We start from the raw sequence: 14291 nt of genomic DNA, 5'->3' as shown, positions 1-14291 counted from the left end.
GATCAAGTTATGAAAAAGAGGTATTTACTTCACGTAGCATTTGCTACGCTCGTATTCGCGTCCTGCAACAAACAGGGTTTTTTGGATCAGACACAATCCACCGATTTGAACGAGCAGGTCGTGTTTTCCGATAGTGTCTATACGATCAACTTTCTGTCGAGCATATACGCCGATATTGGTTTCGCGACCTGGCCAAGACGATTTGGAGGAGGGGGATTGGATGCGAGTACAGACGAAGCCGAAGGTGCAGGGCTGGGCAGCATCAATACGTTTATTCAGTTTGCTACGGGCACCGTGAATTCAAATTTGATTACCCGTGATGCCTGGGCAAATAGCTACACCAATATCCGACGGGTCAATATCATGCTGAAAAATCTGCCTCAAGCGAAGTTCGGGGACGATATAAAGGTAAGGGTAAAAGCAGAATCACGTTTTTTAAGGGCATACTATTACTTTATCCTGTTAGAACATTATGGCGGTGTTCCCTTAATGGGTGATAGCGTGTACCGGGCAAGCGATCAGATTCCTTTTGCACGCGACACCTACGAAGATTGTGTAAACTACATCGTCTCGGAGTGCGACGCGGCAGCGGAAGATCTTCCGTGGATACAGGAAGGAGAAAATTACGGACGGATTAATAAAGCCGCCTGTTACGGTTTAAAATCGCGGGTGCTCCTTTATGCGGCGAGTCCCCTGTTTAACGGTGAGGGGTTCGTGACGGCTGGGCCCTTGCAGGCTATCGTAGGCTACCCGAATGCCGATCAAACACGGTGGAAACGAGCTGAAGATGCTGCCGCCCAAATTATGGAATCAGGTCAATATGCTTTACATGTGGACAATAACACGGAGCCAGGATATGGATTTTATCGGGTGTTTCAATTGCGAAAAAACTCAGAATACCTATTGGCAAGAATGCAGGATGCCAACAGGGATTTGGAAGGCATCTGGCATCCGCCCACCTTTGGACTGGGCAGTCCGGGTGCATATCCTTATCTGGAGACAGTCAACGCCTTTGGCATGAAGAACGGGCTACCCATCGACGATCCACAATCGGGCTATGATCCTGCGCAGCCCTATAAAGACCGGGATCCTCGTTTGGCAAATACCGTGACCCGAGATCAGTCCCTGGTGTTTCATAGAGATGGGTTGGCGAGACGGCCGGTCAATATTTATATTGACAAAACGAACCCAAGTAATATCACCTCTGGTCAGGATGCGATTTATAAGGGTACCCCCACGGGCTACTACACGTATAAGATGGTTCACCGAGAGGTAGGGGCAGACTGGTTTAGTACGGAAACACCACGTTGTATGCCTATTATACGTTATGCGGAAATCCTGTTGAATTATGCGGAAGCGCGTAATGAAAGACTGGCCTCGCCCGATGATGAAATATACGATGCCGTAGAATCCATTCGGGAACGAGCGGGACTATCTCCTTTTGTCTTGCCTACGGACTTATCGAAGGCGGAAATGCGGGACATCATCCGTAATGAGCGCCAGAAAGAGCTGGCCTTTGAAGGACATCGGTTCTTTGATGTGCGCCGCTGGAAAATTGCCGAGGTCGTGGAAAACAGTCAGTTACACGGCACAGAGCCTGTCCGCACTTCAGCAGGTACGGCATACAATACCATAAATGTTAGAAAGCGTGTATTCAACAACCGTATGTACTTATGGCCTATACCGCAGTCTGAAGTGGCTAAATCGGTAGAATTATTACAGAATCCAGGATATTAAAAGAAAATAACGATGCACATGAAACGATTATCACATTGGGTGTTTACAGTGCTTTCACTGATCACCCTTTCTTCCTGCGAAGAGGAAATGTCGAACATAGTAACCGACGAGACAGCGAAAGATGTAACAGGTAACTGGAAGGTACTGAAGCTTACACGTAATGGAGAAGACCTCAGCAAACGACTGGATCTTAATGATTTTCAGATCAGTTTTAAAACAGATGGGACCTATAGCCTGTCGGAGCAATTACCTTTTGTCGTGAACGACGCTGGGAACTATACGCTGAGTGATCCACAATTCCCCTTCAGCCTAATACTGCAGCCCGAAGGGGAAACCACTGAAGTCCCCGTAAAATTCCAATTTCCGGTTGTGAAAGGTAAGCGCCAATTAAGCCTCACCTTCAGCCTGGGATGTTCCAGCAATACGTACCAATTCGATTTTGAACGACAAAATTAAAAATTATGAAGCGACCATTTCAAAAATTGACCTACCTATATCTCCTGATTGGACTAGGTATGACCTTATTCCTGGTGCACTGTGGTCTCACAGCATTGACCGTAACGGTACCGACACAAGCCAAGGCAAATGAAATTGCTACTTTTTATATGCACTCCGGTGCCGAACCCCAGATCGAAGAGCCAAATACATATACTACCCAATTGCTGGCGGGAATCATGGTGCCAAAGAGCTGGAATGCCCGAAAAAATGCGGTACTAACCTATACAAGTTCGAAGGGAAATGGAACCTTACGCATGATACCCGACGCAGAAACAGAACCGGTTTCGGGACTGAGCTGGCACGAAGCCGCCAAAAAGATGTTCGGAATCGGACCAAACCTTATAGACGACTTCGAATGGATCATCTATAGAAGCACACAGTCTTTCACCTTTGTTAACAATGAACATCAAACTGCTGATCTGAGTTTCGATGTCAAGGTAGAATGCCGTGTAGGACCTGAAAATATGTTGGCTAGCTTGGGCTTCTATGTGGGATCCTCGATCGAGAACCTAAGACCGGAAGATACCGATTATAAAAAATACACCTTTTCCAATCCATTGGAAATCATCGAGGGAGAGGGCGACCTGATTGATTTCGTTAACCCCCAATTGGGCACCGTACAGCCCGTAAAAAGCCTAGATAACGACATCGTCACCTTAACGTTTGATGCAGGAGTAACAAACACCGATTTGGATGATATGGACGAGATATATTTAAGTGCAAAGGCATTTGATGAAACCGGACAGCTCCTCGATGAAATAACTACGCGGGATGATAAAACGAAGCTCACAGACGTGGGAGGTAAGAAATTCATTCTCGATCTATGGCCCCGTGGTTATTTCAATATTCAGAAAGAATCACGAATTGCCAAACTTGAATATTTTTATACGGATGCCACCGGTACAAAAAAGGTTGGATATGGAAATACAGATGAACCTTTCACGTATACATTTCGTTGCGAATAGCCTCAGTGAGATCGAATACACATCAAAATTATGAATATGCTATATCATTATATAAAATTAAGTACGCTAGGACTACTACTGCTTTACTCAGGAACATACTTGGGCTATGCAGGTTCGGTTACAGAGACGGACGGCGTTGCTTTGCGTTACGCAATTCAAAAAAACGATCCGATCAAGGTGGTCGATGATTACGGAAAGCCGCTCATAGGAGCTAAAATATACACTCCCCAACGGGAATTACTTGCCACTACGGATGAGTTTGGGGAAGCCCGTATACCCCCTTCTGCAACAGACTCGGATATTCTTGTGCAACATCCGGGATATTACCCGAAAACGGTGAAGCGAGGGTCAACCCCTACCGTAGCACTAGTTGCCAACTATTTGGTAACAACCGATACAATTGAGGTGCTTTACGAAAGAAGGGATAAAAGGAGCCTTTTGGGTGCGGTGTCTACGGTAAATAACAACCAGTTAAAGAGTACACCCACACCGTTATACCTCAATGCCTTAACGGGAAGGCTCCCGGGGTTTTATACACAGGAGATCAGTGGTTTTAGATCAGCTCGAACTGCACCGATTTCCTATGTGGATTTGGCGGGTTCTCTACCTAGTGAAGCTACCCGATATAGCTCCAACCTAAACGATAATAGTGAGATTTCCTTTCAATTACGTGGCCAAAATCCGATTACTATTATCGACGGGGTGCAGCGGGAAATCTACTCCATCGATCCCGAAAGTATCGAGTCTATCACGGTAGCAAAAGATGCGCTGTCTTCTATCCTACTTGGGCAGCGAAGCTCCAGAGGTGTGCTCCAGATTACAACCAAGCGTGGTAAGGAGGGAGCTCCACGTGTCTCATTTTCCGCCCAAACGGGAGTACAACATGCATTGAAGCGTCCAGAACCATTGAGTGCGCATCAATATGCGTACTTATATAATGAAGCACTATTAAACACAGGCCGTCAACCGGTATATTCTCAGGATGATTACGAGGCCTTCAAAACCGGAAGTTCGCCTTATATATACCCGAACGTAAACTGGTATGACGCTATTTTGAAAGAAAACAACCCGATATCAAAGTATAATCTGGGTGTCAACGGAGGGATAAAAAATGCACGGTATGCACTTTCTCTAAGTTATTTGCGCCAAGAAGGTATGTTTCAATCGTCTGACGAGTTTGATTACGATACCAATCTGGATCAGCAGCGCTATCTTATTAATAGTACAATCGATGTGGACGTAACCAGTGATTTCACCATAGGATTGCAACTTTTTGGACGAATTCAAAATGGAAGACAGCCAGGTGCGGGAACCCAGAATATCTTAAACGGACTCTTCTCTACACCCAACAATGCCTACCCCATGTTTAATCCTGATGGGTCTTACGGAGGTTCCTCGGTATTCAGGACAAACCTTTACCAGCAGGCGACTGGTTCGGGCTATCTACTGGACAACACACGGGATATTTTGGCAAACCTTGATCTAAAATATAAATTTGACAGTTGGTTGCCTGGTTTATATGCGCAAGGGAAAGTGAATGTTTCTTCTACCTCGTCTAGCTTGGTGGACCGAAACCGCAGGCAGCCCGTTTTCGACGTACGTAATAATGAACAAGGCGACCTGACTTACGTTCGTTTTGGTGACATTGCCGACCAACCTAACGCATTCTCCACAACATCAACTGCTAACTTTTTCTATTTCCAGGGCGCGCTTGGTTACGATACACACATCGGTGGTGTACACCAGATTGGCGGAAAAATCTTCGTGGATCAACAAACATCGAACTACCAGTTCGACCTACCATCGATCTATACGAATATTGCCGCGACCGGTAGTTACGCATACGACAATAAATACTTTGCTGAATTGGCACTGAATTACTCGGGTTTCAATCGCTTTCAACCTGGAAATCGATTTGGGCTGTTTTATGCCGCAGGTCTTGGTTGGGACATGGCACGGGAGTCTTTCCTGGCAGATCAGTCTGAGTGGTTGGACCAGTTGAAGTTAAAGGCTACTTACGGACACACGGGCAACACCAATGAAGGCGCATTGGGGTATTACAGCTGGCGCACTTCGTATGGCCAGGGGGGTAGCGACGGCTATAGGTTTGGCTCGGAATACAGTTATGTGAACAGCATGGTCGAAAAGGGCTTGGCAAATGTGGATGCAACCTGGGAAAAGGGAAGCAAACTTAATGTAGGATTGGATATTTCCCTATGGAAGTCTATGTTCAAATTGAATGCGGCTTATTTTCGCGACAGCTACTCCGATCTGTTACAACAACGTGGGTCGACGATCGAGCTGATCGGCATAGGCTATCCAAATGAGAATATTGGCAAAAATCTGTATGAAGGGCAAGAACTGGAAGTGACCTATCAGAATCGGGTTGGCGGCTTCAACTATTTTATAGCGGCGAATGTTTCACGTATGCGCACGGAAGTGCTTTACATGAATGAAATTTACCAGCAATACCCTTGGAACCACCGTACAGGTATGCCGATAGGACAAACATTTGGCTATCAAGCGGATGGTTTGATACAAACACAGGAAGAGGCGGATGCGGCACCAAAGTTGGCTGGGAATGTAGTATATCCAGGAGACGTCAAATTGATCGACCTCAACGGCGATGGTGCGATTAACATATATGATCAGACGGCGATCGGAAACACAGAGCCTATTCTTTATTTTGGGACAACACTAGGTTTTAATGTCGCCGGATTCGACTGTAGTATATTGCTTCAGGGAGTGACAAACCGAACTTATCAACAGACGGATTATTCTTTTGGTAGTGATGGCGATAAACAGGGATATAGCTACATGCTAGGCAGATGGACTCCAGAAACGGGCGCCACAGCTACGTACCCTCGTCTAACCATTGGTCTGGATCCGACAAACACGCCGTATTTGAACAACTCCAGCTATTGGACACGTTCGGGGGCTTATTTGCGCGTTCGCAATGTGGATGTTGGCTATACGTTTCCATTTGCATTAAGCAAAAGAATCAACGTTTCGGCATTGCGTGTTTTCGCAAACGCACAAAATCTGTTTACCACCACACCGTATGATAGGCTGGATCCGGAAATCTATAGTAATACAGCTTATCCTATTCAACGGGTGATCAGCTTTGGTGTGAATATCAAATTATAACCTTAGACACATACAATATGAAGTATATAAATCTAACAGGGGTTGTTGCCCTTATCGGTCTTACCGTCTCCATGTACTCCTGTAAAAGTGACTTAGAGACGGAACCTATTGAACTGCAGACACTCGAAGAGATATTCAACCCAAGAGATTCTGCGGGCGCAAATGCGGAAAGGTTTTTAGCAGACTGCTATCGGTTTCTGCCCAATACAGGAAACAGGGTGGGTGGAGACTTTCTGGACGCCGCTACCGATGATGCGGTATCTTCTAACCCTACAAATACGTCGGTGCAACAATTGGCGCTAGGTACATACACGGCGGATAGTTACCCGGATAACTTCTGGACTAACGGATACCAAGGGATTCGCAGAACAAGTATTTTTATCCAGAATATCGACAAGGTTCCGTTAAAAGGCAAATTGGAGAATGGTACCCCATTCAACCGTGTATGGAAAGCGGAAGCTCGCTTTATCCGGGCGCTATTGTATTTCGAGTTGGTAAGACGCCACGGCGGAGTACCATTATTGGGCGACAAGGTGTACCAATTGAATGACGACATAAACTTACCTCGACAAAGTTTCCAGGAATGTATAGATTTTATCGTAAAGGAATGTGATCTGGTAAAAGATAGCCTGCGGGTAGATCCTTTTAATCTTACGTTCTACGGACGGCCCACGAAAACAGCGGCAATGGCGCTAAAATCCCGGGTACTGCTGTATGCAGCGAGCCCCTTGTTTAACGGGAACAACATCGATCCTCAAAATCCATTGACGGGTTATACGGACTTTGCGATAGCTAGATGGCAGCTTGCAGCGGAAGCAGCAAAGGCGATTATGGATCTGGAATTGTTTACGCTCGAACCGGAGTTCAAAAATGTCTTCATCACCCGGAACAATGAACGGATATTCTCGAAACAAGGCGATAATAATACCAGTATAGAAAATAACAATGGTCCTATCGGATATGCTGCGGGAGTCAACAACGGGCGAACTAGCCCAACACAGGAATTGGTGAATGCTTTCGGTATGGAAAATGGATTACCGATCACGGATCCCAATTCGGGATATGATGAAAACGATCCCTATGCGGGAAGAGATCAACGATTTTATGGGACAATTTTCTATTCTGGCGCTATGTGGCTGAGCCGGCCGGTGCAGACCTTTGAAGGAGGAGCAGACAAACCGGGTGGAACAAGGCAGCAAACGAAAACGGGTTATTATTTACGAAAATTTATGGGAAACTTTGAATCGGCTACCAACTATAGTAACGTAAACCATGACCATATCATTTTTCGCTATGCCGAAATCCTCTTAAATTTTGCGGAAGCACGTAATGAGCATCTAGCCGATCCAGATCAAGCGGTATACCAGGCCGTAGAGCGCATCCGGCGGCGCGCGGGACTTGTACCCTTCGCGCTTCCGGCAGGACTGGATAAAGATCAGATGCGCGGGATCATCCAAAATGAACGCCGCAAAGAGCTCGCCTTTGAAGAGCACCGCTTTTATGATGTGAGGCGATGGAAACTGGCCGAACAAGAATTCAATAAAGAACTGCATGCCGCAATTATTTACCAAACGGGTACGGGTACGATCCGCCAGGAAACACCTGTTTATAAAATGAATTTCGAAAAACGGATGTATCTGGCTCCCATCCCATTCAGTGAGGTGATCAAAAATCCGAGCATGGTACAGAATCCGGAATGGTAAGCAAATGATTTATTTTTTATTAGCTAACACAACATGAAAAAAAATATTTATCTCTTATTAGCAATCCTTATTACCCCGTTACTGACGTGGGCGCAGTCTACTGTCACAGGTATTGTTAAAAATACTGCAGGCCCACTGGCCGGTGTGACCATTTCGGAGAAAGGAGTAGCCAACATGGTTCAGTCCGACGAAGATGGACGCTTTAGTATACCCTTACAGGGAAATAGCGTCCTTGTATTCAGAAGCGTGGGCTATGCATTGCAAGAGCGTACGGTTAAAGAAGGTGACGAACTGGAAATTATTCTCCAATCCAACAGCCAAGATCTGAACGAAGTGGTGGTAGTGGGTTTCGGAACAACAAAAAAACTAACAAATACAGGTGCAGTAAGCTCTATTAAAGGTGCAGATATAAGGCAGGTACCTACTTCCAGCGTACAGAATGCGTTAACCGGAAGGCTACCGGGTTTTGTCGCTGTGCAACGATCTGGACAACCCGGAAGGGACGCTTCTGATTTTTATATCCGGGGTGTCAGTTCGTTAAATCCAGATGGTAACCAACCACTGATTATCGTCGATGATATCGAATATACATACGACCAGTTAGCGCAGATTAATGTGAATGAAATCGAAAGTATCTCCATTTTGAAAGACGCATCGACAACGGCGGTCTTCGGTATCAAGGGGGCAAATGGTGTATTGGTTGTAAAGACACGTCGTGGAGAATCTGGAAAGCCCAAGATCAATGTACGTTTAGAATCCGGCTTGCAGAGCCCGGTGACCCGATTGAAATTTGCAAACGCCTACGAAAGTGCTTTACTCTGGAATGAAGCGATTGCTAATACGGCAAACGACAACACTTATCAACCGTTTAGCGAAGAAGCCTTAGCTCATTTTCGCGATGGGGATGATCCCTATGGACACCCGGATGTAAATTGGTATGAGCGTATTTTTAAACCGAATAGTCTGCAGTACAACAGCAACGTGGACATTACGGGAGGTAGCGAGAGCATTAAGTACTTTATATCGGGCGGTGCTTTTTCGCAAGATGGAAACTTGTACGATTTTGAAAACGAAGAAAATAAGGTTAACAGCAACTATTACTATCGCCGTTTCAACCTGCGATCAAACCTTGATGTACAAGCTACAAAGAGTTTGAAGTTGCGATTGGATATGCGCGCAAATTTCAATCGGATAAATACACCGCGAGCGGGAAACATCGTTGGAGAGGTTTTTGATTTCAACAAAATCCGCCCTTGGTCGGCCCCTTTTCTAAATCCAGACGGCTCGTATTCCTATGCCAGCGATACGCAGGAGCTACTACCAACCGTCAATGCGCGCTTGGGAACGTCGGGATATTATTTGGACAGGCGCAACGATATCAACATGCTTTTTGGCGGTACACAGGAGTTGAATATCATTACGCAGGGCCTATCGCTATCGACAAGGATAGCTTATGCCAGTATCGAATCGAACGGGCGTGAGCAGGGCCGGGATCAAATACCGGTATACCGGTATTTTCCCGATTCGGACTCGTATGTCTTAAAAGGCGGTGCGCCGTATGTTATGGACAATTATACGCTCCGCGCATTTCAAGGTGATTACAATAGCCGTGTAAATGTACAGGCCAACCTCAACTACAGTAGGAATTTCGGTGCGCACCACGTCAATTCGTTATTACTCTACAACCGTGAATCGTATAATAGCCGAGGAGATAAGCGTACAAACTGGATCCCGCAAAATTTTCAGGGTTTTACGTTAAGAACGGGCTACGGTTATCAGGAAAAATACCTCGTGGATCTGACGCTGGCGTATAACGGTTCAGATCGATTTCAGGCGGACCAACGGTACGGATTTTTTCCTGCTGTTTCCGTGGGCTACAACCTGGCAAAGGAAAAGTTCTTTGAGGAAAGGTTCGATTTCGTCGACTTATTCAAGTTTCGTGGCTCATATGGTATCGTCGGTTCGGATAAGGTTGCTGGCGACCGCTACTTGTTCCAGCAGGTTTATAATGAAGGCGGAAGCTATTCCTTTGGCGTAGCGCATCAACCTGTAGGCACAATCTACGAAGGCAATCTGGGCAACAGCAATGTAACCTGGGAAAAACAGTCTTCTTTTGATATCGGATTGGATATGAATTTATTTAACAATAGGTTCTCACTGGCTGCCGATTATTTCAACAACATCCGATATGATCAATTGGTGATTTCGCAATCGCTACCCATACACATTGGTGTAGGCGTGTCTCCGACCAACATTGCACGCGTCAGAAATAGTGGGGTAGAATTTGAACTCAACTACAACGACCATATCGGTGAATTTAATTATAACGTAAAGGGTGTCTTGACCTATTTTAGGAACAAGATTTTATTTCAGGACGAACCGATGCCGGCCTTCCCCTGGTTACAGCTAACAGGACACCAAGTAGGCCAGCCCATGGGTTATCTGTTCGACGGATTTTATACGGAAGAAAATCTGGACGACAGTCCTAAACCCGCAGGTGGATATGAAGTCCGTCCCGGTGATTTGCGCTACAAAGACCTTAATGGTGACGGACTGATTGATGACTACGACAGAAGTGTCATTGGGAGACCGAACATCCCCAATACCAGTTTCGGACTGACATTAGGGGGCAGCTATAAAGGTCTTAGCTTTAATATTTTGTTGCAGGGGACAACAGGCTACAGCTTCAGTGTACAGGGCAGTGGTATAGAACCGTTTAAAAGCCAATTCCAACCTATTCATCAGGAACGATGGACTCCGGAAACGGCCTCAACGGCGAAGTTCCCACGGTTGACAACTAATCCGACGACGGTTAACAGCCCCTCCTCATATATGTCAGACTTTTGGCTCATTGATGCCACTTATCTGCGATTGAAAACAATAGAGCTTGGATACCAAATGCCTGATCGTTGGTTGCCGATGAAGATCAGTAATGCACGTATCTACTTAAGTGGATATAACCTGTTGACCTGGACAAATTATTCGCTGTATCAACAAGATCCTGAGGTTACATCAAATACGGCTGGGGATGCCTATCAGAATCAACGTGTTATTAATTTAGGTATTCAGATCGGCCTTTAGGGTCAAATTTTTATTCGAAAAGTATCATGTTTCCGACACTCTCACATCTAGTCAACTATTTATTTGGTACAGATTTTTCCTGGCCTATACCTACTTTTGGCTTTTTTGTAGGGCTGTCGTTTGTACTCTCCTATTTGACATTTAGAAGTGAGTTTGCTCGAAAAGAACAGATAGGTGATATTCATGCATTCCCAGAACCAATGAAATCTAGGGTGAATAGAACCTGGCTTATTATACTGGGGTACGGCATCACTGGATTTCTGCTGGGCTTTAAAGGTACTGCGCTGTTTGTGAATGCAACAGCTTTTTTTAACCGTCCTTTTTCCTGGATATTTTCTGGTGAAGGTCACTTGTCGGGAGGACTGATACTATCGAGTTTGTGTATGGTCTATATTTTCCTGACTTACAGACGATCGGAAAGAAGGATAGCGCAGGATGAGGTACAGATGGTACGTCCGAGAGAGCTTATGCCGACATTGGTTCTGTGGGCGGCCATTACCGGATTTATCGGCGCAAAACTGCTTAATATTTTTGAAGACTACGGTTTATATCAATCGCACTCCATCTGGGATATGTTGCGCTTTAGTGGGTTAACATTTTGGGGAGGCCTTTTATTTGGCGCGGCGAGCTACTTGTATATTGGTATGCGGAAAGGGATCCACTGGCGGCATTTAGCAGATATTGGTTCGCTCGGTATGCTGGTAGCGTACGGCGTGGGAAGGATGGGATGCCACCTCTCTGGTGATGGCGACTGGGGAATTGTAAATACCGTAGATAAACCTTTTTCTTGGCTGCCTAACTGGATGTGGTCTTTCGATTTCCCACATAATGTAATTCATCAAGGGGTGTATATACCGGGCTGTGCGGAGACATATTGTTATGTGCTGCCGGAGGGTGTTTTTCCCACATCGCTTTACGAGTCTACTGCTATACTGCTCATTTTTGTTATACTATGGATGATTAGGGATAAGATTAAATTACCAGGACTCCTTTTTACCATTTATCTTTTTGTGGTGGGTACGGAACGGTTTCTCATTGAGTTCATCCGCGTTAATTATAAATTTGATGTTTTTGGTTTTCCCCTTTCCGAAGCGCAGCTGATCAGCTTGGGGATACTGCTATTGGCTGTTTTCATGGTCGTCTACTTATATATAAATCGCCACAATAAACTAACGAAATCTAAAATTCAACTTTAAATCCAACAAATTATGATCAAAAATCTTTTGTATTTAGTTGTCCTGCTCTTACTGGGATCCTGTAAAGTAGACTATGAGTTGCCGCCACATCCAGGGCGGATGATTAAAAATTTCCAGCTGGAAACGGGTCAATATGGTAATGCCAGCATTTTTTCACGGGATGATGTTCATCAGGTCTTGGTGAAAGTAACATCCGATGCCAACCTGAGCGCGCTAAAACCGATTATTGAAATTTCGGACGATGCCACAATCCGACCTGCATCAGGTGAAATAATCGATGTTTCGGCAAATAAAACCGTGACCTATACGGTCACTTCGGCATCGGGGCAACGCAGGGAATGGAAAGTGGAATTTGCCGTCTATGATTCTGAAATCAGCGAATACGACACCTATAGCATTTCAAGCATACTAAACGGCAGGGTAATGCAGATAGAGGGCGATAACAACTTCAATGAAAAATATGTAGAGGATGCGGGGGTAGATGTCGGAAATTCTGAAATAACCAATGGAGAAAATCTTCAAAGATGGCAGGAGTGGGATATTATTTATCATGCTACAGAAGAAGACATAAAATATTATAAATTCAGAAATCTCCATAGTGGAAAGTTCTTAACTGCAGGTGCTGCCGCTGGGGAGCAACTGAAACAGAAAAGAGCGTCCGCAACATCCTTGGACGCACAACTGTGGAAGATAGCGGAAATTAATCAAACCGGAAAATATGAAATATCGAATAAAACTAATGGGCTGTATGTTTCCATGACCAGTACACCAGATAAGGTATATATTACGCAAGAGCCGAAAGCGGATGATGATCGGCAGAAATGGGATATCGTTAAACTACCAAAAGATAGCTACAGGGACGATGATGTATGTCATTTCTTTGAACGCACAACGGGTTCGGTTGCGTTCGATCAGGGAAACAGTATTCCGCTTTCTGACGGTAGGGTGCTATGGGTAACACAAGACGCGTGGCACCACGGTTCAATGGCTCCTAACGGCAACTTGTATGGTAACCATTTTATATCCTATACCAACTCGATTATTATTCAGCCTTCTAATGACGATTGGAATCCGGCTGCTCCAATGATGACGGCAGACGGGCGGTCCAATGGAGGGGTTGGCAATTTAATTCCTAAATACCCCGGTAAAACATGGAGCTGGCCAGGAGCCGGAGTTGAAATCGATAATGTGGTGTATATACATAATACGGAGGGCGAGGGTCTGGGATCGGAAAACGATCACCAATCGCTTTATAAATTAACTCCTATTAGTTCCACCCACTGGCAGACCGAGCGGACGACACCGGCGGGCTTGACTGCTTCGGAAAAGTTAATGCGGTTTGCCAACGGAATGGTGAAGGCAAATGATGGTTATGTATATGTGTATGGTAGCCGCTCCATCCCGGAGAGCTTTGGTTTTGAAACGGAACTTTATGTAGCGCGGTTCCCGCAAAACGATCCTCAAAACTGGACATTTTGGAACGGAGATTCTTGGGGAGCGACAGCAAGCACCGCGACAGGAGCTCCTATAAACTCGGGAATGGGTACCAATTATGTGAGCTATCTGAATGGAAAGTATATACACCTTACTATGGATCAGGGGTTCTACTGTGGGATAACCTCCATCAACATGTATATTTCCACAGCCAGCAGTCCGATAGGACCATTTACGCCGAAAAAATTAGTCCATAGCTTTACGGAGTTCTATAAAGGACAAAATGCGAGAGTGTATACTCCATTGATTCATGCATCTTCTGGTAATGGGAAAGATGAATTATTAGTTACCTACAGCATGAACTTCGGTGCCTGCGTGGACACTGGAGATGGGGCAATTAAAGAAAGCGACGGCAATTATGACCCTTATTATTACCGGGTAAAGGGTGTACGTATACCGTATGCTAGGTTTGACTTGTAGCGCTTTAAAATACAAAAGACTTCATCAGCTAAACGTATATTAGTTGAAAA

The 14291-nt window shown here is 45.2% G+C and carries 8 protein-coding genes; all 8 read left to right on the top strand.

All coding sequences use genetic code 11. The features are described from left to right. Positions 1 to 9: 9 nt before the first annotated feature. The 8 genes from FAZ19_RS02365 to FAZ19_RS02330 are packed head-to-tail and all read left to right on the top strand — an operon-like array spanning position 10 to position 14241. On the top strand, positions 10 to 1737 hold the full coding sequence (locus FAZ19_RS02365; protein ID WP_136818993.1) for a RagB/SusD family nutrient uptake outer membrane protein: 1728 nt from the start codon (positions 10 to 12) through the stop codon (positions 1735 to 1737). A gap of 18 nt (positions 1738 to 1755) precedes the next feature. Beyond that, entirely contained in the window at positions 1756 to 2193 is a 438-nt protein-coding gene (locus FAZ19_RS02360; protein WP_136818992.1) for a DUF5004 domain-containing protein, read from the top strand. Between the two features lie 5 nt (positions 2194 to 2198). Next, a complete protein-coding gene (locus FAZ19_RS02355; RefSeq protein WP_229707288.1) occupies positions 2199 to 3200 on the top strand; it encodes a DUF4961 domain-containing protein in 1002 nt (333 codons plus the stop codon). Between the two features lie 30 nt (positions 3201 to 3230). After that, positions 3231 to 6347 carry a SusC/RagA family TonB-linked outer membrane protein gene (locus FAZ19_RS02350; protein WP_229707292.1) on the top strand — a complete coding sequence of 1039 codons (3117 nt, stop codon included), beginning with the start codon at positions 3231 to 3233 and terminating at the stop codon, positions 6345 to 6347. A 17-nt stretch (positions 6348 to 6364) separates the two neighbouring features. Then, positions 6365 to 8050: a RagB/SusD family nutrient uptake outer membrane protein gene (locus tag FAZ19_RS02345; protein ID WP_136818989.1), complete on the top strand. Its 1686-nt coding sequence runs from the start codon at positions 6365 to 6367 to the stop codon at positions 8048 to 8050. Positions 8051 to 8083: 33 nt separating this feature from the next. After that, positions 8084 to 11131: a SusC/RagA family TonB-linked outer membrane protein gene (locus FAZ19_RS02340; RefSeq protein ID WP_136818988.1), complete on the top strand. Its 3048-nt coding sequence runs from the start codon at positions 8084 to 8086 to the stop codon at positions 11129 to 11131. Positions 11132 to 11157: 26 nt separating this feature from the next. Next, positions 11158 to 12327 carry a prolipoprotein diacylglyceryl transferase gene (locus FAZ19_RS02335; RefSeq protein ID WP_136818987.1) on the top strand — a complete coding sequence of 390 codons (1170 nt, stop codon included), beginning with the start codon at positions 11158 to 11160 and terminating at the stop codon, positions 12325 to 12327. Between the two features lie 12 nt (positions 12328 to 12339). Then, positions 12340 to 14241 (top strand): RICIN domain-containing protein, encoded by a 1902-nt coding sequence (locus FAZ19_RS02330; protein ID WP_229707293.1) that lies wholly within the window; start codon positions 12340 to 12342, stop codon positions 14239 to 14241. The last annotated feature ends 50 nt before the right edge of the window (positions 14242 to 14291 follow it).

It is taken from the genome of Sphingobacterium alkalisoli, from assembly GCF_005049105.1.
In the GTDB taxonomy this organism is placed as follows: Bacteria; Bacteroidota; Bacteroidia; order Sphingobacteriales; family Sphingobacteriaceae; genus Sphingobacterium; species Sphingobacterium alkalisoli.
The sequence above is the reverse complement of the archived record's forward strand: the minus strand, read 5'-3'. Positions and strand labels throughout refer to the sequence as shown.